The organism is Citrobacter sp. Ce006 (assembly GCF_030336535.1).
Classification (GTDB): Bacteria; Pseudomonadota; Gammaproteobacteria; order Enterobacterales; family Enterobacteriaceae; genus Citrobacter; species Citrobacter europaeus.
The window spans coordinates 372951-396527 of record NZ_JAOWDO010000067.1; the positions used below are offsets into that span (position 1 = coordinate 372951).

The window sequence follows — 23577 nt, forward strand, 5'->3', positions numbered from 1 at the left end:
ATATCGCCTTAATGAGAATTCTTCTTAATAAGAAATTTGGCATTAATTAAAATGTAAAGAAATGAAAATTTAATGTTTTCATAAAAAAGTATGAGTGAAGTCGGCAACGGAAAAACCATAGTTATGATCATCACATAAATGTAATCTGAGTTTAAAAAAACCTACACATTCACTGCTTGAGAAGACCTCGTCTTCTCAAAACTTCGCGTCCCAAACATGCCTTTAATTTCAATAAGGCACGGTTAGCATCGGTCACTAAAACCCAATTCATAAGTGAGGTGAATATCTTATTGGTCTGGTTAAATATCTGGAGAATAACACTAACCCGGTCGTGGATATCGTTTGTGCTTTAAAATACGGAGCTTAATCATGTACTAACAATCAGATATCTGATGCGACTCATTCTTCTGTCAGCTTTTGTAAGCAGAAGAAAAGAGTGATGATAGCTAATACAGGTAAAGATAGGGGTAATGACTTATGGCCTCACAATATGACTTTACTGTCACTCTGCACGATCTGGCTTTTATTCTTAAGCAGATCAAAATATCCGAAGCGGCAACTAACGCGGATGGTAGCGTTAATGATGAAATGCTTCGAGAATTAGTCTCCAGTCCGCTATTACCTTATGGCCTTCGTACGGTAGATGGTTCATGGAATAACCTTTTACCGGGTCAAGAGTTATACGGCTCAGCCGACCAGACTATGCCAAGATTAACCGCATTAAACTGGCAAGACGCGGATGAAATGACCAGTTATATCCAAATTGGCGGGATGGTTATTGATGCTGACCCGCGAATTATCAGTAACTTAATTTCGGACCAGACGGCTTCAAACCCGGCGGCTCTGGAGGTATTCAACGCATTAAAAGATGCGCCTGGCGGCGGTACTATTACAGGAGAAGGCAGCTTATCTATTCCCAACCAGTCTCCGGATATTGGACTTTCCCCCGCTTTTAACGGCTGGATGACCTTCTTTGGTCAGTTTTTCGACCACGGTCTGGATTTGATACCGAAAGGTGGCAACGGTATTGTTTTCATTCCGCTACAGCCAGACGACCCTTTATATGTTGAGGGGTCGGATACAAACTTTATGCTATTAACCCGGGCGACGGTGAACGAAAACCGAGAGACGGTAAACCTGACAACCCCTTTCATTGATCAAAACCAGACCTACACCTCCCACCCTTCACATCAGATTTTCATCCGCGAATACGTAATCATTGACGGTAAACCCGAGCCAACGGGAAATCTGTTAGGCGGCGCTAACGGAGGACTGGCGACCTGGGCTGACGTTAAAAATCAGGCTGAAACTCTACTGGGTATAAAACTCACCGATCAGGATGTTTTTAATGTTCCTCTGCTGGCAACGGACCGCTACGGTAATTTGATTTTAAGTGAAAACGGGAAGGTACAGATTGTGACCACCAACGGCCTGGTTGAAGCCAATGGCGGCCTGTTACCTGCGGAGACGTTCCGCACCGGCCACGCGTTTCTGGATGATATTGCTCATACTGCCGCGCCAAAAGCGGGCCTGCTGGCGGATGATGACAGTGCTATCGGCGGCGAAGGGGCGCAACCTGCGGGAACCTATGATAACGAACTGCTCGACCGCCACTTTATCACCGGCGATGGGCGTGGTAATGAAAACATTGGCTTAACCGCTGTGCATGCCGTTTTTCACAGCGAACATAATCGCCTGGTTGAACAGTATAAAACCACACTGCTGGAAACCGGCGACATCGACCTCATTAACCAGTGGTTGATGCCGAATCACCAAATCACTGAGATGCCTGCCAATACCAGTACTCTGGTATGGAATGGCGAGTACTTATTCCAGGCCGGTCGCTTCTCCACGGAAATGCAGTACCAGCACCTCGTGTTTGAGGAGTTTGCGCGTACCGTACAACCCGCCGTTGATCCGTTTGTCTTCTCCAACACGGCGGATATTAACCCCCTTATCTTTGCCGAGTTTGCGCACGTGGTTTACCGTTTCGGACATTCAATGCTGACAGAAACCGTGGCGCGTACCGACATTGATATGCAAAGCGGCGATATTGGCCTGATAGCCGCGTTCCTGAATCCTGTGGCATTCAATGAAATCAACGGTGCCACCGTCACTGACGACCAGGCCATCGGCGCGATTGTGCGTGGTATGACGCGTCAGGTGGGCAATGAAATTGATGAGTTTATTACCGATGCTCTGCGTAATAATCTCATCGGCCTGCCCCTTGATTTAGGCGCGCTTAATATTGCCCGTGGCCGTGATACGGCAATGCCTTCGCTGAACCAGGCTCGCGAGCAGTTTTTTGCATTAAGCGGTGATAGCCAACTGAGGCCCTATACCAGTTGGGCTGACTTTACCACCTACCTGAAAAACCCGGCCTCTATTATTAACTTTATGGCCGCTTACGGTCAGCATGAGCTGATCCTCAATGCCACCAGCCTTGAAGGTAAACGCGCGGCGGTTAACTTCCTGCTGTTTGGCGATGCCAATAACGCCCCACCTGCGGATGCAATGGATTTCTTTAATAGCACTGGGGCGTGGGCAACGAAAGAAACCGGCCTGAATATGGTCGATTTCTGGATTGGCGGACTGGCTGAGCGCAAAAATGAATTTGGCGGCATGCTGGGTTCAACCTTCAACTTTGTTTTTGAAACGCAAATGGAAATGTTGCAGGACGGCGATCGTTTCTACTACCTGAGCCGCGTTCAGGGGTTGAACTTACTCAATGAACTGGAGGCCAACTCGTTTTCCGCGCTGGTAATGCGTAACAGCGATCTTGGTGAGGAGGATTCCTCTCACCTGCCCGCCAACCTGTTCCAGACGCCGGACCATATTTTTGAAGTGAACCGCGTGCTGCAAACGGAAATCGACCCGAAATGGGGAAATCCGCTGAAGGATCTGCTCTCGCCGTTGTTGGTGCGTCGCGACCCTGGCGCGGATGTTGACGGCGATAGCTTTGCGGACGGTGGTTATCTGAAATATACCGGTGATGGGCATGTGGTGCTTGGCGGAACGGCAGGCAACGATACGTTAATCGGCGGTAAAGGGATCGACAGCCTGTGGGGCGATGGCGGAGATGACCGACTGGACGGTGGTGACGAAGCCGATGTGGTCCACGGCGGTGACGGTGATGACATTATTACCGATACCGGTACACCCGTTGGCGATGCTGACTTCTTGCACGGCGATGCCGGACATGACGTTATTTTCTCCGGAAATGGCAATGATTTGGTCTTTGGCGGCAGCGGCAGCGACTTCGTGGTGGTCGGTGAAGATGCGCAGGAGGTCTTCTCTGGTCAGGATAACGACTTTGCGCTTGGCGGCTCGGGTGGTGATTTCCTGATGGGCAACGAAGGCGATGACTGGCTGGAAGGCGGCGACGGGTTTGACACGCTGGCGGGTGATAACTCTGAGCTGTTCTTCAACAGTACCATTATCGGTCACGATGTCCTTAACGGTCAGGGTAACGACACCGACTACGATGGCGAAGCTGGTGACGACATCATGGTTCAGGGCGCGGGGATCCTGCGCAATAATGGTATGGCCGGTTTCGACTGGGCTATCCATAAAGGCGACCCTAATGGCGCTAACTCTGACCTTGGGATCCCCATTTTCGTTAACCAGCAGGAATTTATTCTGCGCGATCGTTTTGACCTGGTTGAGGGGCTGTCGGGCTGGAAATACGACGATATCCTGACCGGGACGGAACAGCCGATAGGAACCGCCCCGGTTCAGGGTGTTCCCCTCTCTAACAACCTGACCCAGGAAGGTGCAGACCGGATCAACGGGCTTCAGGCCATTCTCGGCGTAGAACGTTCTGCTAACCCGGACGCGGTGCTACTGAACCCTGATGATGGTAGCGATATTTTACTCGGCGGCGGCGGTAGCGACCGCATTATGGGTAAAGCCGGTAACGATATTATTGATGGCGATGCGTGGCTCAACGTGCGTATTGCCGTTACCGGTATGGCAGGACTCACCAGCGCCGAAGGCATGGCCGAACTGAAGTCGTACATGCTTGCTGGCACGCTGAAACCGAATCAACTGTCGATTGTGCGCGAAATTCTGCATGAAGGTAACGACACGGAAACCGACGTTGCGGTGTACCGTGATGTCAGCAGCAACTATGTCTTCACCCGTATGGCTGACGGTAGCCTGCGTGTCGATCACGCTACGCCCAATGCCGCGCTGAACCTGAATGATGGCATTGATCGTTTGTTGAACATCGAAAAACTGGAGTTTGGCGATGCTCAGCAGTTGTGGGTGACGGCGCAGCAAGCGACGGGCGATCTCACCATCAGCAATCCTAACCCTTCGGTGGGCGATCTGCTGCGCGTCAACGTGGCGAATTTGCTGGACGGTAATGGGCTGGCAGCGGATGTGGCCATCACGATGACCTGGCAGGCATTCGTCAACGGCCAATGGCGGGATCAGGCAATCGGTGCGGAGTTCAGAGTGCCTGGCGCTATTCAGGGCGCGCCGCTGCGTGTGGTAGCCAGTTTTAACGACCGTATGGGTGACGCAGAAACGCTGGTGTCGGCACAAACTCAGGCAATCCTGCCGAGAAATCAGGCCACCACCGGTGCGCCGGTAATTAATGACCTCACTCCGACTGAAAGTCTGACGCTGACCGCGGTGGTTTCGGGCATTGCGGACGCTGACGGTCTGAGCGGCGGTAATTTCACCTATCAATGGAGAATGAGTTCGCCAACCGGATTCGTCAACATTAACGGCGCGACATCCGCGACCTATACGCCGGGCCAGGCCATGGTCGGTCGAACGCTGCAGGTGGTGGTTACCGTCGTCGACGATGAAGGCAACCCCCCTGTTGTTCTGACCTCGACCACCACACAGCCTGTGGGCGATCTGATTGTCGGTACCAACGGCGCGAACACGCTCGTCGGTACCGCATGGAGCGATATTCTGCGCGGTGAAGGTGGGAATGACACTTTGTTGGGCGGCGCAGGTGACGATCTGCTCGTGGGCGGTGCGGGTAACGACAGTCTGTCTGGTCAGGCGGGGCAAGATATCCTGCAGGGGGATGCGGGTAATGACACGCTTGATGGTGGTCTTGGCGCCGACAGTATGACCGGCGGCGCGGGCGATGATACCTACATCGTTGATGATTTCGGTGATGTGGTTATTGAAGGTGTGAATGGCGGTACGGACATTGTGCGTACCGGCCTCAGCAGCTATGACCTCACTGACAACGTGGAAGAACTGGTCTTTACCGGCAGCGGCAGTTTTATCGGTACCGGGAATGCCATTGCTAACACCATTACGGGCGGTTCCGGCAATGACTATCTGTTTGGTATGGGAGGTAATGACCAGTTGTTTGGCGGTACCGGGAATGACTTCCTCGATGGCGGAGATGGCGCTGATAACCTGCAGGGCGGAAACGGCAACGACGTCATGATTGGCGGCGCGGGCGCGGATACCCTCTCCGGCGGTAGCGGCGACGATATTCTCAATGGCCAGGAGGGTAACGACATTCTTGACGGAGGGGCCGGGAGCGATATCTTCGCCTTCGGTGCTAACTTTGGGCAGGACCGGATCACCGGTTTTGACAGTAACCCCAACGGCGGCCAGGACTTCCTCGATCTCGTCTTGTTAGGCATCAACGCGGGTAATTTTGCCAGCAGCGTGTCTATCACCGGAAACAATGGCAACACCATTGTGACTATCGGCACTGACACCATCACATTAGTGGGCGTCAATTCGACCACCGTGAATATTGGTGACTTTTATCTGGAAATGCCCACCACCCTTGCCAGCAACAATGGCAATAGTTCATTGATCGTATAAGGAGAAGACTATGTCGCGCCAGCATACGCCAACAGAACTGAATGATGCATTAAAAGGAACGAAACCCACTTTTCTGATGCTGCTGTTTTTTAGTTGTGTGATTAATATGCTTATGCTGGCGCCGGCAATTTATATGCTACAAGTATACGACCGCGTGCTGGTGAGTAAAAATACCACCACGCTGTTAATGCTAACCTTATTGATTGTCGGCTTGTACATCGTTATAGCCATGATTGAATCCGCCCGCGCGCAGGTCATGGTCAGGCTTGGCAACCGGCTGGATATAAAGCTAAGCCAGTTAGTCTTTAACGCGGCATTTAAAAGAAAGATGGTTACCGGTGATAATAACCCGGCGCAATCTTTAGCCGAACTGGATCAGCTCCGTCAGTTTCTTTCCGGGAATAGTCTGTTCGCCCTGCTGGATATTCCCTGGACGCCGATATATCTGTTCATCGCCTTTCTGGTCCATCCTCTGCTGGGCTATCTCTCCCTCGGTGGAATAACGTTATTATTCATTCTGACGCTGGTCTCGGAAATCGCTACCAAGCGCCCTATTCAACAAGCGCACGCCTTAACGATTAACAATGCCAGTAAACTGAATAAACAGCTACAAAACTCCGATGCCATTGAGGCGATGGGAATGCTCTCAACCCTGAAGTCCAACTGGCAGGAACAGCATAACAAAGTGCTGGCGTTACAAACGCTGATTGCCGACAAAACGGCCGGGTTAAGCAGTCTCAGCCGCTTTGTGCGGGTGTTGCTGCAGTCGATTGCGCTGGGCGCCGGGGCTTTACTGGTGATCGGCGGCCATATTACCCCGGGCCTGATGATTGCCGCGTCGATTATTCTTGGCCGCGTCCTCAACCCGGTAGAACAGGTGATCGGCAGTTGGAAGCAGTTTGTGCAGTTTCGTAGCGCCTGGCACCAGCTCTCTGACCTGCTGAAAGAGTATCCGGCACCGAAAGAGGTGCTGACCCTGCCTCGTCCGAACGGCAACATCAGCGTTGAAGGTGTTTTTGCTGCGGCTCCCGGTCAGTCTTCCCCACTATTGCGTAATATCTCATTCCAGTTGGAACAAGGCGAAGTGCTGGGGATTATCGGTCCCTCTGCCTCAGGGAAGACATCGCTGGCCAAGGTTTTGGTTGGCGTCTGGAAGCCGTTATCAGGAAAGGTCAGATTAGACGGGGCGGATATTTGTCAGTGGGATAAAGCACTGCTGGGTCCGTCCATTGGCTATCTGCCGCAGGATGTTGAACTGTTTGACGGCACCATCGCGCAAAACATTGCCCGTTTCACCACAAATGACAGTGAGCTTATCGTCGCTGCCGCCCTGCTGGCCGGCGTACATGAGATGATTCTGCGTTTGCCGCAAGGGTACGACACACCGCTTGGCGCAGGTGGGTACCAGCTCTCCGGCGGGCAGCGACAGCGTATCGGGCTGGCTCGCGCCGTTTACAACAACCCTGCGTTTATCGTGCTTGATGAACCGAATGCCAATCTTGACGACGCGGGGGAATTCGCACTCGTTAAAGCCATCAATACCCTGCGTACGCAGGGGCAAACCACCGTAATTATCTCGCACCGACCCACGCTGCTCGGCGTGGTCAATAAAGTTTTGCTGCTTAACGATGGCGCTATACAGGAGTTTGGCACCCGCGATCAGGTTTTTGCCCATTTGCGTCAGGCCAACGTACTGAAACCGGTGGCTACGCCTTCTCCATCCACTACTGAACAGCAACGTGAGGCCTGATGATGAAAAAGAATCCCCACAACGCGGCCTCCGCTGGCGTAGATACCAATATCTGGTCGCCGATTATTCGGGGCGTGATCGTCATTATGCTGGGTGTCGGCAGCTTTATCCTCTGGGCGGTACAAGCACCGTTAGATGCGGGCGTGGTCGCCGATGGCACGGTAACCGTATCGAGTAACCGTAAAACCATTCAGCATCTGAATGGCGGTCGGGTAACGGATATCTTTATCAAAGAAGGCGACTTCGTGAAGAAAAACCAGGTTCTTGTCCGGCTGGATAAAATGCAGCTCGAAATGCGTTTCAGCGCCTTAAACGCCCAGTATATTTCTGCTAAAAGTATTGAAGACCGCCTGCTGGCAGAACGCGATGGTCTGGAAACAATCGGCTTTAATACGACGTTGACGCAGCAGTTCTCCGGCAATAAACGGCTGGCGGAAGTGAGAAATCTGCAGGCTAAACTTTTCGATACGCGCCGCAAGACCATTCAGGACGAACTGTCGATGATTCAGGAGACGCTCGATGGCCTGGTGGGACAAACGGATAATCTTTATAAAATAAAAGGCTATCGCGACCGCCAGTTCAATCTGATTAACCGGGAACTGGGTGCTATTCGCGCACTGAGTGAAAAAAACTATTACCCCAAAGCGCAGTTACTGGTGCTTGAGCGCGAAGCAGCAGAAATATCCAGCAGCGTTTCAGAAGATATACTTAATATTGCCAAACTGAAATCCCAGCAGAATGAATTAAAAATTAAAGCCTACCAGGTGCGTCATCAATATTTACGTGAGGTTGAGTCTGAACTGACCGAAAACCAAAAAGAGGTGGCAATGTTGGAGGATGAACTGGTATCCACGCGTCATGAACTGGATAACACCGAGATCCGCTCGCCGATTAACGGCATCGTGCTGGATGTTAAAGTCAGTACCGTTGGCGGCGTCATCCAGCCTGGAGAACATTTAATGGATATCGTTGCCGCCGGGCAACCGATGCAAATCGATGCCAAAATACCGGTGCACGCCATTGATAAACTGGTCCCCGGTTTAACCGTTGATGTGCTATTCCCTGCCCTTAACCACGCGCTGTTACCGTCGGTCCCGGCCCAGGTTCTCACCATCTCGGCGGATCGTTTAATTGATGAGGCCACACAGCAGCCTTACTACCTTGCTGAAGTACAGGTTTCAGCAGAGGGCGCGCGTTTGCTGGGCGATTACAAAATTAAAGCGGGAATGCCCGCCAGCGTGACGATCAAGACTGGTGAACGAACCCTGATGAGTTACCTGTTTAAACCGTTGATTGCCCGTCTGGAACTGGCCTTTAAAGAGTATTGATCCATCCATTGCCGGTTGGGTGCTCGTCTTGTGGCGCCATGTCGGTTTCTGCCATTGCTGGCAGCTTTGCTTTCTTGTAACCTTCTTCCCGTAAAATCTGGAACCACTGAACTGGACTTCATATGAATGCTCATATTTCTAAAGACCCATTACATGGCGTAACGCTTGAAATGCAGGTCAATGCCCTGGTTGATCGTTATGGTTGGGCTGAACTGGCGCAACGCATTAATATCAACTGCTTTAAAAATGAACCGAGCGTTAAATCCAGTCTGAAGTTTTTGCGCCGTACGCCGTGGGCGCGGGCAGAAGTCGAAGCGCTGTACCTTGATTCGCTGCATGACCAGGTCTCAAACAACACCCCCGAACCGGCCTTCGACCCATGGGCTAACAGCCGCAACAAGAAGAATTAAGAGCAAAATCTGATGTCAGCATCCGGTTTTATTTCAGGAAATTATCAGAAAAAACTAGCGAATGTTCTCGCCCGTTTCCGCGCCGGGCTGCCGCTAACCAACATGAAATGGTTCGCGCTGCTGGTAGGCAGTATGTTGCTACTGGGCAGTTGTTCATCGCAACCGCCCGGCTCCAGAGTTACGCCACAGCCTCCGGTGAGTAAACCACAGCAAAGCAAGGAGCCGGTGCGTGGTATCTGGCTGGCAACGGTTTCGCGTCTGGACTGGCCGCCGATTTCATCTGTCAACATCAGCTCGCCTGCCGCTCGCATCAGCCAGCAGCAAAAAGCGCTGACGGACAAGCTGGACAACCTGAAGCGCCTTGGTATTAACACCGTTTTTTTCCAGGTGAAACCTGATGCCACCGCGTTGTGGCAGTCTAAAATCTTGCCATGGTCAGATACCCTGACCGGTAGGATTGGGCAGGATCCGGGTTACGATCCACTCCAGTTTATGCTCGATGAAGCGCATAAACGCGGCATGAAAGTCCATGCCTGGTTTAACCCCTACCGCGTGTCCGTGAACACCAGGCCTTCGACGGTTACCGAACTAAACAATACCCTGACGCAGACGCCCTCCAGCGTTTATGTCCTGCACCGGGACTGGATCCGCACCTCGGGTGAGCGTTTTGTGTTAGATCCCGGTATTCCCGAAGTGCGTGACTGGATAACCAGCATCGTGGCTGAAGTCGTTGAGAATTACCCGGTTGACGGCGTGCAGTTTGATGATTACTTCTATACCGAGTCTCCCGGATCTGCGCTCAACGACACTCAGACCTTCAGAAGATACGGCCAGGGATTCGCTTCCAAAGCGGACTGGCGGCGGGATAACACGCAACGTCTGATCGCTCAGGTTTCGCGAACCATCAAGAAACTCAAACCTGAAGTCGAGTTTGGCGTCAGCCCTGCGGGCGTGTGGCGCAACCGTTCGCACGATCCGGCAGGTTCCGACACGCGCGGCGCGGCAGCGTATGATGAATCGTATGCTGACACCCGTCGTTGGGTGCAACTAGGTCTGCTGGACTACATCGCTCCGCAGCTGTACTGGCCTTTTGCCCGCGACGCGGCGCGCTACGATGTACTGGCAAAATGGTGGGCTGATGTCGTCAAATCAACCAACACCCGCCTGTATATTGGGGTGGCGCTGTATAAAGTCGGCGAACCGTCGCGAAAAGAGCCGGACTGGACGGTCAAAGGCGGCGTACCGGAGCTGAAAAAACAGCTCGATCTGAACGAGTCTGAACCGCACATTAATGGCACAATTCTGTTTCGCGAAGATTACCTTAATCAGCCGCAAACGCAGGAAGCCGTGACCTACATTCGCAATCGTTGGGGGCGCTAATGGTTGTCCTGACCGCGAAGCCTGAGCCAGACGCTCACGTAGCGGCTAAATTTCCCCACAAAAACACCGGCGAAGATGCCGCCAGTAATGATAGCCATGGCACTCATTGCGGGCTGGCGTAAAACGTCGGGGGAAACGGCGTTAAGTACGCCAAGTACGTACTTAACGCTGAATGCCAGCAGCATAAACGGCAATGCGGAATAGTCCGCCGGACGGTGAATACTCCGCGGTGCGCTACCTCGACTCAAACGGCTGGGGTTAATCAACATGTAGCCAATTATCGCGCCACTGATAATACCTATTACCCACTGGATATAGGTAATGAGGGTCGGATCGCGATAAGTGATTAAATCGTAGATATCCCAGAACAGAAAAATAGCGGGGATTAGCGCCAGTTTTTCCAGCGTGACGGTGGCGGGCGTTCTGGCTTTAATCCCCCGGTAAAGCAGAAAGACAAACAACAGATACACCCAAACTGGTGTGTGTTCCAGCATACCCAAGACAAATTCAGCCATAACATTGCCCCGCTCAGCTTTAATTCTCCGGTAAGTGTAGCGGCTATATCTGCGTCACCGGGACATTAACCGGCGGACATTATCATTAATTTGTTTCTGTATCGTATTCAGCGTGGATTGCGTTATCTGATCGGGATATTTATCCCTGGCGACAGCGCTCAATCCTGTGGCAGAGTGACAGACCTTTTCGATTATGCCGTTCACATGATCAGCAGATAACTCAGCTTCCTGAACGCCTAGCGACAGAAGGTGCTTTCTTTCGATATCCAGCGCCTCTCCCAGTACGTCCATTTGGTGATATCCACCAGGCCCTTCACACCAGGTGACGTCGTAGGCCGGAGCCAGAGTCCAGTTTCCATCAGCTGACATTAAATAGGCAAAATTCTTCGGATGATCGTCGCGGTTGTTAAATGCTACGTTGAAAACCATGCGTTCGAACGCTTTTGCCTTTTCTCTGACATCATTGGTACAAATCTGGGCACATACCTCAGCATGCTCATGCCTGGCGGGAAATTTAATCAGCCAGCTTTCGCTCCCGGGTAGCGGCGCCGTGGTGAATTTAGACGTGACAGTGTCACGATAAAGTAGCGCCTTAGGCCTTGCTCCCTGTGGCGAACCGCCCATCTGGAGTAGTTTTTGCAAGAATTCCCCGCCTTCCCCGCTCAGGACTTCCTGAACCTCCGCGGCCAGTTGTGCGAGAGGAACATCCTCTTTTGACAGCGTCTCGACATCTGACTGAACGGGCTGGAATGTCATGGCGCCCATCGCGTTGTTGCCGACCCAGGTTAAGCGCTCCAATGGACCAATGCGTGCTGCGTTGAGCCCGCGGCGTTTAAATAGTCGGTCCATCAACAGCATACCCCAGCCATCAGGTAGCGAATCATAGACCGGCCCAGGTAATCCCAACTGATGAGCCGGGAAATCCCTGCGTAAACGGGGACCGTTCAGCGGTAACATCAGTCGGGACAGTTCCAGCCCCTTACGTAAGGCCTCTTCACTGTATTCAAAGGCGATCAACGGACGTCCGGTTAGGGCTGTGGAAGACATCAGTTTGCCCCACAGCCATTTCTCACCCCAGCCTTCATAGAAGACATCAACTTGCTCAGGCATCAGAGTTTTTCCTTTTGATCCGCTGACGTGCCGCGCTCTTTTCGTAACGCAAAATATCATCGAGACTATCAATCCTGGGTTTGAATAACCCCTCCAGCGCATCGCCATAGCCTAACACCATCGCGACTTTGACCAGATTCTCAAATCCTACATTTTTCCCCGCTTCCAGATTTGAAACGGTATTCACACCGACCCCTGAACGCGCGGCAACATCAGCCTGCGTCATTTGCCGGGCGAGTCGTTCTTTACGCAACCTGTCGCAAAGTAGTTTGACGATATCGGCTGCAGTATTTAGCGTTAAATCCATAATATTGGCTCTTATTGGGATAAAAACGACTTTACACCCAATATTATAGAGTTAAACGGGGAATGATTCAAAGCCTTATAAGGCACAATAAAAGGGAGTTAAACCGGAAAATCTTGCTTAAGGGCCATTATACTGGAGTTATCCGGGCACATTGCCTGTACCCGGATAGGGTGTGGTTATCCGGCAACGCCAGGCTCAGGTAATCTGAAGGATGAGACCAGCAGTGCCAACTGTTCCGCCTCCTCTTTCAGCGCCTGCGTCCGTGCTGCGGCATCATCAATTAATGAGGCGTTTTGCTGAACGGTGCTGTCCATTTCGGTAACGGCCAGCGTAACTTCGGAAACGCCCTTACGTTGTTCTTCACCCGCAACGCGTATTTCCCCCATCAACTGGCGCACCTGACGCACATTGCTCACCAGTTCTCCCAGACGTTCGCCGGCAGTGTGGATTTGCTGACTTCCGCTACCTACATGAGAAACGGATTCATCAATCAACGCTTTAATTTCCTGGGCAGCAGTGGCACTGCGCTGAGCCAGCGTGCGCACTTCTGAGGCCACGACGGCAAACCCTCTGCCAGCATCACCCGCTCTGGCGGCTTCAACCGCGGCATTCAGGGCGAGAATATTGGTCTGGAACGCAATGCTGTCGATGACCGCGACAATTTCCACCATTCTGCCTGATGAGGCGCTGACGTTATCCATCGTAGAGATCACGCCCTGCATCACATCGCCGCAACGGTTTGCCGTTTGCGCGGTACTGTCGGATAGCTCATCCGCCAGTTGTGTGTTACTGGCATTTTGATGAACGGTCGCATTTAACTGCTCCATAGCCGCCGAACTCTCTTCCAGAGCAGCAGCCTGCTGCGTTACGCGAGATGAAAGCTCCATATTACTGTCAGCCAGGCTAACGGCGTTATTCGCCACCACTGTGCTACTGCTTCTGACGGTGATCAAAATGGCTGAGATTTTATCGACGAACAGGTTAAACGCCTCGGCAATAGCAGAGATCTCATCTTTGCCGCGAACATCCAGACGACGGGTAAGATCGCCTTCGCCCTGCGCGATGTCATCAAGAGCCTGACGGGTATCATCGAGACGAGAAATCAGTCGGCGAACCACCAGCCAGGATCCCACCAGCAACAACGTCATTATCGGGATTAATACTTCCAGGACGTCCTGCATCATTACTTTGGCAAGGCCGACGATACGCGACTCAGGTGTCACCAGACCGACAACCCAACCGGTATCCGCCATCGGGAACAGCATTACCCGTGACGCCGTATTCAGAACGTTGTCGTTTGCAAGCGTAATCGTCTTCACCCCATCGGCCGGGCGCAGAGATTTCAGCCCCTTTTCCACCGGGATAAGCCATTGCGCGCTTTGCGCCAGATCGTTAATGGTTTTATATTTTGCCAGGTCGGCCTGCGGGAAATAGAGAATTTGTCCCTGCTTGTCTACCACAAACGCGTAGCCGCCGGTGCTGTTGCCCTGCTGCTGCATGAAAGTAGCGACATTATCCAGGCGAATGTCGGTGGTGGCGACCCCGGCAAACTTGCCCGCCAGTTGATAAGGCACGCTGCATGTCACCATGTTGACGCCAGAACTGGCATCCTGGTAAACATCAGACCATAGGCAGTTGTTTTGTGATTGCCCTTTGGCGTGCTGATACCAGCTTTCATTGTGGTATCCGCTTGATCCTTCGACATTGTAGTCGTTGGAATACACCAGTTTTCCTTCAGCATTACGCGCCCAGAAAAAGCTTCTTTTCTCTACACCAGCGGTGAAGGCATCAGGTTCTGGCCAGATGCCGCCGCCGGTAATAATCGAATCTTTACCTTCACCAATCAGGTGTGGAACGACGTTTTGGTACAGAGATTCATCATTTGGCAGCACCTCAGCCAGCCGTGACAGGCTGACGGTCTCGCCTTCAATTCTGGACAATACGGTACTCAATTGACGGGTTAAACCTTGCCCTGTTTCTTCGATAAGGGCGGTGTTGATTTCAACGACGCGCGGCTGACCACGCCAGAGCATAATCACCACTATCACAAGGCTCGTGACTGCAAGCAGCAGAATGCCGCCGATGGTTAAACGCGTTGAAATACGAGTAGGATACCAGGCCATACAAACTCCTTCTGCAAAAGGCTAACTTTTATCCAGTATCGGCACAGGAGTTTATATCTTTATAAAGTTTTCTTAAGTATTACAAAACAAATAAGTGACATTGTCACGAATAGCAAAACCCAGCACTCTGGCTGGGTTTTAATAACTGCTTAATCTTATTTGGATAATTCTTTTTTGATTTCGTCTTTTATTTTGCTTAATTCACTCTGAGGATGTTTTTTACAAAGTTCAACGGTCAGGGGAACTGCAGTCGTCACGGTTTCGTTATAGTCTACGTAATCGCCACCTTTGAAGTCTTCGTCTTCATTGAGCACCCAGAAAGCCACCGGAGCCATAGTTTGCGGGTTCAAATCAATAAACTCCTGGCAGCTCATGCCTTTTGGAGTCACTTCAGTTTTAGCGTTATCAGTTGCTGCATTGACGCTGACACTGGTTAACAGCGCTGCGACCAGAATACCAGCTGTAGAAAGAGAAAATTTATTCATTGTAGAACTCCATTTATAATATAAATAATATCTACACTTGCGCTTCAAACCGTTAATGTAGTTCGCAAAAATAATACCCCTACCATCATGAGAATAAAGATTGCCGCCATGGATATAGCTGAAATTTATATTTCACATTACTGATTCTGATGTTTGGGCGTAAAACGTGGCCACAATGTGATCGTTCCGACGAAATCAACAGAATCCTGCCCCGCTCCCCCTGCCGCTGCACCAAAACTGAACTACGCTGCACAAATGTTGATCATTAGTTAACGAATATGAGTTTATTTTAACAAAAACAGCCAGTGTGCCGCTGTTACCGACCTGGCACGCGTCCTGCATTGTTAATTTGCTAACAGTGAACCGTAATCTGACAGACAACTAACAGCGAGAAGGTAATGACAGCGAAACCTGAGTTATTTACCCGCATAGAGCAGACCTTTAGCCAGCTGACGCCCAGCGAAAAGCGCGTGGCCGGGTGGCTGTTAGCCCATGCTGTACAGATCCCTTTTGAAACCGCGGATGGTATCGCTAAAGCAACCGGAACCAGCGGTATTACCGTTGGACGCTATCTGCGTAAACTGGGGTTTCGCAATCTGGAAGATGCAAAAGCCAGTCTGCGAGAGCTACCCGTTGTCCCGTATCAGCCCTGGGGAATGAACGAGCGGCTGGACTCCTGGCACCAACAGCAAAGCCTGCCGGATCGCGCGCAGCAGTCGCTGTTACTGGAAATCGACGCCATTACCCACGTCTATCAACTTGCACAAGGCGAAACGTTTTTACGCATTGCGCAGCAGCTGGCGCATGCGGAAGCCGTGTATATTCTCGGGATCCAGTCCACCCGTGGGATCGCCAACGCCTTTTTTAGTCACCTGGAATACCTGCGACCTAAAGTTAGCTACTCCGAAGGGCTTTCCGGCAGTTGGGTGGAGTCGCTGAATTCGGGATTCAGCCAGCCTTACGTGGTGATCACCGATATGCGCGCCTATTCCGCTATCTCGCGACAATATTGCCGCGTCGCCACGGAACGTTGCATTCCGCTGGCGCTAATCACCGATGTGTGGTGTCCATGGGCCAGAGACTATTCTATTGATTTACTTCAGGTAAAAACCGACACCGGACATTTCTGGGACTCACTGGCGCCGGTGAGTTGTTTGTTCAATTTATTACTCTCTGCGGTGGTGGCCCAACTGGGTGACTCCCTCGCAGGACGCCTGCAAACCAATCGCCAGTTACAACAACAATTTGGTCAATTCGAACAATGAACAGGAAACGTGCTATGTCAGAAACCCCAGAACTGGTCGATCTGTCGGTGATATTTCCGTCGCTGCATATCGATCTTAAATACGCCACTGCCGACAACATTACCGGTGCGCCTATCTATCGGGAAGCGCGCTGCCTGTTGCACGCCGAGGCGGTAACCGCGCTGGCTAAAAGCATTAGTATTGCGCAACTGGCGGGATTGTCGCTGGTGGTGTACGACGCGTATCGCCCTCAGCAGGCGCAGGCAGTACTGTGGAATGCCTGTCCTGATCCCCAGTACGTTGTTGATGTGGCGATAGGATCCAATCACAGTCGCGGAACGGCCATTGACGTTACGTTAATGGACGATCGTGGCGTTCTACTCGATATGGGGGCCGGTTTTGATGAAATGCACGACCGTTCCCATGCCTGGCACCCTTCTGTTCCTCCGGCTGCGCAGCGCAATCGGCTGCTGCTCAATGCCATTATGTTCGGGGGCGGTTTTGTCGGTATCAACAGCGAGTGGTGGCATTTTGAATTACCTGATGCCGCTCGTTATCCGCTGCTTGACGACCAGATAGCCTGTTTCCCCGCTTCACCCATAACAACACAACATCCCCTTTAATTCTGGAGCCTGGTTATGAAGACTACACCTGCGTTAAACGCGTTTTTTCGCCCCGCTCTGATAGCCGTTGCGTTGGCGTTTGCCCTGCCCGCCGCGCAGGCCGCCGTGCCTAAAGACATGCTGGTGATTGGTAAAGCCGCCGATCCTCAGACGCTCGATCCCGCCGTGACCATCGATAACAACGACTGGACGGTCACCTATCCCTCTTATCAGCGGTTGGTTCAGTACAAAACCGATGGTGGCAAAGGTTCCACGGAAGTTGAAGGCGATTTAGCCAGCGGTTGGAAAGCCTCGGACGACCAGAAAGAGTGGACGTTTACTCTGAAAAACGATGCCAAATTCGCCGACGGAACGCCGGTGACGGCTGATGCGGTAAAGCAATCCTTCGAACGTTTGCTCAAAATTGGTCAGGGTCCCGCAGAAGCGTTCCCGAAAGATCTGAAGGTTGAGGCGATCGATAACACCACGGTGAAATTTACCCTGAGCCAGCCGTTTGCTCCGTTTCTGTATACGCTGGCAAATGACGGGGCTTCAATTATTAACCCGGCTATCTTAAAAGAGCATGCCGCAGACGATGCCCGTGGATTCCTCGCGCAGAACACGGCGGGTTCCGGGCCATTCATGCTTAAAAGCTGGCAAAAAGGACAACAGCTGGTGCTGGTGCCTAACCCGCATTATTCCGGCACTAAACCGACGTTTAAGCGGGTTTCGGTGAAAATCATCGGTGAAAGCGCCTCCCGCCGCCTGCAATTATCGCGTGGCGATATCGACATTGCCGATGCGCTTCCTGTTGACCAACTGGCCGCCTTAAAACAAGAAGGCAAAGTGAACGTGGCGGATTACCCCTCATTGCGCGTGACCTATCTGTATCTCAACAACAGTAAGGCCCCGCTCAATCAGGTGGATTTACGCCGAGCCATCTCGTGGGCCACCGATTATAAAGGCATGGTCAACGGGATCCTGAGCGGCAATGGGAAGCAAATGCGTGGCCCGATCCCTGAAGGCATGTGGGGTTTTGACGACAAGGCCATGCAGTACAGCTTCGATGAAGCCAAAGCGAAAGCGGCCCTGGACAAAGTTGCCACCAAACCTGAAAGCCTGAGCTTCCTGTACTCTGATAATGACCCTAACTGGGAACCTATCGCGCTCGCGACCCAGGCAAGCCTTGGCAAACTGGGCATTAAGGTGAAGCTGGAAAAACTGGCGAACGCCACCATGCGTGACCGCGTGGGTAAAGGCGATTACGACATTGCCATTGGCAACTGGAGCCCGGACTTCGCCGACCCGTACATGTTTATGAACTACTGGTTTGAATCAGACAAGAAAGGCTTGCCGGGTAACCGTTCGTTCTATGAAAACGCTGAGGTCGATAAACTCCTGCGTAGCGCGCTGGCCACGACCGATCAGGTTGCCAGAACCAATGACTACCAGCAGGCGCAAACCATCGTGATTGATGAAGCAGCCTACGTCTATCTATTCCAGAAAAACTATCAGCTGGCGATGAACAAAGACGTCAAAGGATTTGTATTCAATCCGATGCTGGAACAGGTCTTCAATATCTCCACCATGAGTAAATAAGCCACGATGATGCGGAGCCGCTCTGGCTCCGCAAGGGGAAGCTAATGACGTTCTGGAGTATTTTACGCCAGCGATGCTGGGGACTTATTCTGGTGGTTATCGGTGTTTGCGTAATCACCTTTATTATTTCACACCTGATACCAGGCGACCCCGCGCGGCTGCTGGCGGGCGATCGCGCCAGCGATGAAATTGTCGAAAATATTCGCCAACAGCTGGGGCTGAATCAGCCGCTGTATGTGCAGTTTTTTCGCTATGTCAGCGACATTTTTCATGGCGATTTAGGCATCTCTATTCGCACCGGACGTCCGGTACTGGATGAGCTACGCATTTTCTTCCCCGCTACCCTTGAGCTGGCTTTCTGCTCCTTGTTGCTGGCGCTGATTATTGGGATTCCGTTAGGTATTTTATCTGCAGTATGGCGCAATCGCTGGCTTGATCATCTCGTTCGCCTGATGGCGATCACCGGCATCTCCACGCCTGCATTCTGGCTGGGGCTGGGGGTTATCGTGCTGTTTTATGGGCATCTGCAAATTTTACCCGGCGGCGGGCGTTTAGACGACTGGCTGGATCCGCCTGCTCACGTTACCGGGTTCTATCTGATAGATGCACTGCTGGAAGGCAATGGCGAAGTCTTTTTCAATGCGCTTCAGCACCTGATCCTGCCATCACTGACGCTGGCATTTGTGCACCTGGGGATTGTCGCTCGCCAGATTCGCTCCGCCATGCTTGAGCAACTGAGTGAAGATTACATTCGTACCGCTCGCGCCAGCGGGCTGCCGGGCTGGTACATCGTATTGTGTTACGCGTTGCCCAATGCGCTCATCCCCTCGATAACCGTTCTCGGCCTGGCATTAGGCGATCTGCTCTACGGCGCGGTGCTGACTGAAACGGTCTTCGCCTGGCCAGGCATGGGCGCGTGGGTGGTGACGTCGATTCAGGCGCTCGACTTCCCGGCGGTAATGGGATTTGCCGTAGTGGTCTCTTTCGCCTATGTGCTGGTTAACCTGGTGGTGGATTTGCTCTATTTGTGGATAGACCCACGAATTGGACGTGGAGGCGCACAATGATGCTCACACAAGAAACGCCGACCGCCCCTCAGACAACACGCCGCCGCACGGACTGGGCTAAACTGTTCTGGATGATGAAAAGCAGCCCACTGACGATGGTTGGCGGGGTCATCATTGTACTGATACTACTGCTAATGGTGCTGTCGCCGTGGCTAACCCCTTACGATCCCAATGCTATCAATTTGAGTGCACGTCTGCTGCCCCCGTCAGCCGCGCACTGGTTTGGTACCGATGAAGTTGGCCGCGATCTGTTCAGTCGCGTTCTGGTGGGAAGTCAGCAGTCGGTCGTTGCGGGGCTGGTGGTGGTGGGTATTGCCGGGGGATTGGGTTCGCTGCTGGGGTGTCTGTCTGGCGTCATGGGCGGACGTGCCGATGCGATTATTATGCGGATAATGGACATTATGCTGTCTATTCCCTCGCTGGTGCTGACGATGGCGCTGGCCGCCGCGCTGGGTCCAAGCCTGTTTAACGCCATGCTGGCGATTGCCATCGTACGTATTCCGTTTTATGTGCGCCTCGCCCGCGGTCAAACGTTAGTGGTGCGCCAGTTTACCTATGTGCAGGCCGCACGAACCTACGGGGCTTCACGCTGGCATTTGATTAGCTGGCACATTTTACGTAACTCTCTGCCGCCGCTCATTGTACAGGCGTCGCTGGACATCGGCAGCGCGATCCTGATGGCCGCCACGCTCGGGTTTATTGGTCTGGGCGCACAGCAGCCCAGTGCTGAATGGGGGGCGATGGTCGCAATTGGCCGCAACTACGTGCTTGATCAGTGGTGGTATTGCGCTTTTCCTGGCGCCGCCATTCTGATTACCGCCGTGGGTTTTAATCTCTTTGGCGATGGTATTCGCGATCTGCTGGATCCGAAAGCCGGAGGAAAACAGTCATGACACAACCTGTGCTGGAAATTGAAGATTTGCATCTGAGTTTCCCCGGCTATAAAGCTGACGTGCATGCGCTGAACCATGTATCGCTGCATATCAACCGCGGAGAAATCGTTGGCGTGGTGGGTGAATCCGGTTCCGGTAAGTCCGTGACGGCTATGCTCACCATGCGTTTGCTGCCGGAGGGAAGCTATCATATTCACCAGGGGCGCGTTTCGCTGCTGGGTGAAGATGTGCTCAACGCCAGCGAGAAGCAAATGCGCCAATGGCGCGGCGCACGTGTGGCGATGATCTTTCAGGAACCCATGACGGCGCTGAATCCGACCCGACGTATAGGTCAGCAAATGGTGGAAGTTATTCGCCATCATCAGGCGTTAAGCCGCACGGATGCTCGTCAGAAAGCCATCGCTTTACTCGACGAAATGCAAATCCCGGACGCGTCGGAAGTCATGAAACGTTTCCCGTTTGAGCTTTCCGGCGGGATGCGTCAGCGGGTAATGATTGCCCTGGCCTTTTCGTGCGAGCCGGAGCTTATCATTGCCGATGAACCGACCACCGCGCTGGACGTCACGGTACAACTGCAGGTGCTGCGTTTGCTGAAGTTAAAAGCGCGCGCCAGCGGGACAGCCGTATTATTTATCAGTCATGATATGGCGGTGGTTTCACAGTTATGCGATCGGTTATACGTCATGTATGCCGGGAGTGTGATTGAGAGTGGCCCGACGCAAACTGTTATTCAACGCCCAACGCATCCCTATTCCATTGGTCTACTGAAATGCGCGCCGGAACACGGTGAGCCACGCGCATTACTGCCCGCCATTCCCGGTACCGTGCCGAACTTAACCTGTTTACCGGCCGGATGCGCATTTCGCGAGCGCTGCTTTGCCGCTGGCCCACGTTGTGAAGAAACGCCTGCGTTAAGCAGTCAGGGAGGCGCGGATCAACAATCTGCCTGCTGGTATCCGCAACTGGAGACAACACATGTCTGATTTTTTACTGGCGCTGCAGGATGTTCATGTCAACTTCCCTGCGCGTAAAAACTGGCTCGGCAAAGTAACGGAACGGGTGCATGCGCTCAACGGCCTGGATTTACAGATCCGTCAGGGAGAAACGCTGGGGATTGTCGGTGAGTCCGGCTGCGGAAAAAGTACACTGGCGCAACTGCTGATGGGGATGCTGAAACCCAGTCAGGGTAACTATGCTTGCCGGGGGGACACGCAGCACAACGGTATGCAGATGGTCTTTCAGGATCCCCTTTCATCGCTGGATCCGCGCTTACCGGTGTGGCGGATAATTACCGAGCCGGTGTGGATCCAAAAGCGGAGTCCGGAGCGTGAGCGACGCATGCTTGCCGAGGATTTGGCGCGCCAGGTGGGGATTCGCCCGGAATACCTCGATCGCCTGCCGCATGCGTTTTCTGGCGGACAGCGTCAGCGTATTGCCATCGCCCGGGCGCTATCATCAGAGCCCAATGTGATTGTTCTCGATGAACCTACCTCGGCGCTGGATATCTCCGTGCAGGCGCAAATTCTCAACCTGCTGGTGTCATTGCAGGCGCGCAGGAATCTGACTTACGTGCTGATATCGCACAACGTGTCAGTGGTCCGCCATATGAGCGACCGGGTGGCGGTAATGTACCTCGGGCAAATTGTCGAGCTGGGCGATGCGCAGCAGGTACTCGCTCAGCCCGCTCATCCCTACACGCGATTATTACTGGACTCGGTCCCCAAAACGGGCGCACCGCTGGCGGAAGATTTGGTGTTGCGCAAAACCGAACTCCCGGGGAACCGTACGCTGCCTCAGGGCTGCTTTTTCCGTGACAGATGTCCGCTGGCAACCCGAGGTTGTGAGCAGAAACAGCCATTGCTGAAAAGTGACACCGGATGTGAGGTTCGCTGCTGGCGGGCGGTGGCATAACCTTAACGGCTGGCGTAATGCGTGAGAGCATCAGGCGCAATAGGCCTTTTTCAGTGAATCCACCAACACTTCTGAGGCGGTGGACAACTTATGATGCGCCGAACGCAAAACGCCGATCCGCCGCTGGATCACCGGCGTATCCAGATCGATACAGGTTGCGCCCAGCTCGGTCATTTGCGTGCGGCACAGGGCGGGTACGGCACTGCCGCCCAGTCCGTTGGCTACCAGCCGGCCAATGGTCACCAGTTGATGGCTCTCCAGCGCCACCTCCAGCGTATGTCCACTTTGCACCAGTTGTTCTTCCAGCATCAGGCGCACGGCAGAAGGACGTTGCAGCGTGATGAAATCCAGCGTTAACAGTTCGCGCCACGCAATACGATCCCTGCCCGCCAGCCGACACGTTGGCGGCACAATGGCGATAAAACGATCCACACCGAGCGGCGTGAAATGCAGATGACCTGAATAGTCCGGCTCAAAGGCAATCCCCATCTCTACCCGCCCTTCACTGACCATTTCAATTACGTGTTCGTTAATCACATCGTGAACCGTTACGTTGATACCGGAGTAGGAGTCCCGAAACGTTTTTAGTACCGATGGCAGGACGTTAGCAGCGAATGAGGGCATGGCGGCAATAGAGATTTTCCCGCGCTGTAGCGTAAAGCGCTGGCGCATTGCCTCTTCCGTATTTTCCCAGTCCGCCAGCAGTTGTCGCCCCATGTTCAGCAGCGTTTCGCCCTCTTGCGTCAGGGTCACTTTGCGTGTGGTTCTCAACAGTAACGCCCCGCCCAGCGAATCCTCCAGTCCTTTAATCGCCAGACTTAGTGCGGGTTGCGACATATTCAGTCGTTCACTGGCATGAGCAAAATTCAGAGTGTGAGCTACCGCTAAAAACGCGCGTAAATGTTTGATGCTCATTCCCATTTCGCATTCCCTTAACTTGTTGAATACCTTTAATTAACATTAAATTGATAAAAAAACCCAATGAGTGAGTCACAAATTTAAAATTAACAAATCATTTTTCACCCCCAATGATGTCAGCAAGGAC

Annotated in this window: 18 protein-coding genes; 12 read left to right on the forward strand and 6 right to left on the reverse strand. The window is 52.7% G+C overall.

The window, feature by feature from the left end:
• The first annotated feature begins 477 nt into the window (after positions 1 to 477).
• From OGV94_RS10895 to OGV94_RS10915, 5 genes are all read left to right on the forward strand, one after another.
• Positions 478 to 5808 (forward strand): peroxidase family protein, encoded by a 5331-nt coding sequence (locus OGV94_RS10895; RefSeq protein WP_286523319.1) that lies wholly within the window; start codon positions 478 to 480, stop codon positions 5806 to 5808.
• A 10-nt stretch (positions 5809 to 5818) separates the two neighbouring features.
• Positions 5819 to 7558, forward strand: a complete 1740-nt coding sequence (locus OGV94_RS10900; protein WP_043016327.1) for a type I secretion system permease/ATPase — start codon at positions 5819 to 5821, stop codon at positions 7556 to 7558.
• A complete protein-coding gene (locus OGV94_RS10905) occupies positions 7558 to 8886 on the forward strand; it encodes an HlyD family type I secretion periplasmic adaptor subunit (RefSeq protein WP_198432233.1) in 1329 nt (442 codons plus the stop codon). The genes OGV94_RS10900 and OGV94_RS10905 overlap by 1 nt, the downstream gene beginning before the upstream one ends.
• A gap of 122 nt (positions 8887 to 9008) precedes the next feature.
• Entirely contained in the window at positions 9009 to 9296 is a 288-nt protein-coding gene (locus OGV94_RS10910) for a VF530 family protein (RefSeq protein WP_043016326.1), read from the forward strand.
• 12 nt (positions 9297 to 9308) lie between these two features.
• Complete coding sequence (locus tag OGV94_RS10915) at positions 9309 to 10676, forward strand: glycoside hydrolase family 10-like protein (RefSeq protein WP_200007019.1); 1368 nt, start codon at positions 9309 to 9311, stop codon at positions 10674 to 10676.
• On the opposite strand, the gene OGV94_RS10920 is transcribed toward OGV94_RS10915, so the two are convergent.
• The 5 genes from OGV94_RS10920 to hdeB form a co-directional block, all read right to left on the reverse strand.
• Positions 10673 to 11191: a DUF6622 family protein gene (locus tag OGV94_RS10920; RefSeq protein ID WP_087053327.1), complete on the reverse strand. Its 519-nt coding sequence runs from the start codon at positions 11189 to 11191 to the stop codon at positions 10673 to 10675. The two genes, OGV94_RS10915 and OGV94_RS10920, sit on opposite strands and share 4 nt — an antisense overlap.
• A 54-nt stretch (positions 11192 to 11245) precedes the next feature.
• Positions 11246 to 12301, reverse strand: coding sequence for a type II toxin-antitoxin system HipA family toxin (locus OGV94_RS10925; protein ID WP_286523323.1), 1056 nt, complete (start codon positions 12299 to 12301; stop codon positions 11246 to 11248).
• On the reverse strand, positions 12294 to 12608 hold the full coding sequence (locus OGV94_RS10930; RefSeq protein WP_032943458.1) for a helix-turn-helix domain-containing protein: 315 nt from the start codon (positions 12606 to 12608) through the stop codon (positions 12294 to 12296). Before OGV94_RS10930 ends, OGV94_RS10925 begins: the two co-directional genes overlap by 8 nt.
• 176 nt (positions 12609 to 12784) lie before the next feature.
• Positions 12785 to 14731, reverse strand: coding sequence for a methyl-accepting chemotaxis protein (locus OGV94_RS10935; RefSeq protein ID WP_075146171.1), 1947 nt, complete (start codon positions 14729 to 14731; stop codon positions 12785 to 12787).
• A gap of 155 nt (positions 14732 to 14886) precedes the next feature.
• Complete coding sequence (hdeB, locus tag OGV94_RS10940) at positions 14887 to 15216, reverse strand: acid-activated periplasmic chaperone HdeB (RefSeq protein ID WP_043016321.1); 330 nt, start codon at positions 15214 to 15216, stop codon at positions 14887 to 14889.
• Between the two features lie 398 nt (positions 15217 to 15614).
• Between hdeB and OGV94_RS10945 the strand changes: the two genes are divergently transcribed.
• From OGV94_RS10945 to OGV94_RS10975, 7 genes are read left to right on the forward strand one after another with little or no spacing between them, the layout of a single operon-like run.
• Positions 15615 to 16481, forward strand: a complete 867-nt coding sequence (locus OGV94_RS10945) for a MurR/RpiR family transcriptional regulator (RefSeq protein ID WP_080625189.1) — start codon at positions 15615 to 15617, stop codon at positions 16479 to 16481.
• Positions 16482 to 16495: 14 nt separating this feature from the next.
• Entirely contained in the window at positions 16496 to 17083 is a 588-nt protein-coding gene (gene ddpX / locus OGV94_RS10950) for a D-alanyl-D-alanine dipeptidase (RefSeq protein WP_087050545.1), read from the forward strand.
• Between the two features lie 15 nt (positions 17084 to 17098).
• A complete protein-coding gene (locus tag OGV94_RS10955; protein ID WP_080625191.1) occupies positions 17099 to 18661 on the forward strand; it encodes an ABC transporter substrate-binding protein in 1563 nt (520 codons plus the stop codon).
• A gap of 44 nt (positions 18662 to 18705) precedes the next feature.
• Positions 18706 to 19728, forward strand: a complete 1023-nt coding sequence (locus OGV94_RS10960) for an ABC transporter permease (RefSeq protein WP_075146175.1) — start codon at positions 18706 to 18708, stop codon at positions 19726 to 19728.
• The gene (gene ddpC / locus OGV94_RS10965) at positions 19725 to 20621 is read left to right on the forward strand and encodes a D,D-dipeptide ABC transporter permease (protein ID WP_043016316.1); all 897 of its coding nucleotides are present in this window, start codon (positions 19725 to 19727) and stop codon (positions 20619 to 20621) included. The genes OGV94_RS10960 and ddpC overlap by 4 nt, the downstream gene beginning before the upstream one ends.
• Positions 20618 to 21604: an ABC transporter ATP-binding protein gene (locus OGV94_RS10970; RefSeq protein WP_043016315.1), complete on the forward strand. Its 987-nt coding sequence runs from the start codon at positions 20618 to 20620 to the stop codon at positions 21602 to 21604. The genes ddpC and OGV94_RS10970 overlap by 4 nt, the downstream gene beginning before the upstream one ends.
• Complete coding sequence (locus tag OGV94_RS10975; RefSeq protein ID WP_172863032.1) at positions 21597 to 22532, forward strand: oligopeptide/dipeptide ABC transporter ATP-binding protein; 936 nt, start codon at positions 21597 to 21599, stop codon at positions 22530 to 22532. Before OGV94_RS10970 ends, OGV94_RS10975 begins: the two co-directional genes overlap by 8 nt.
• A 30-nt stretch (positions 22533 to 22562) precedes the next feature.
• Here the strand turns inward: OGV94_RS10975 and OGV94_RS10980 are convergent, their stop codons facing one another.
• Positions 22563 to 23453 (reverse strand): LysR family transcriptional regulator, encoded by an 891-nt coding sequence (locus OGV94_RS10980; protein ID WP_286523326.1) that lies wholly within the window; start codon positions 23451 to 23453, stop codon positions 22563 to 22565.
• Between the last annotated feature and the right edge of the window lie 124 nt (positions 23454 to 23577).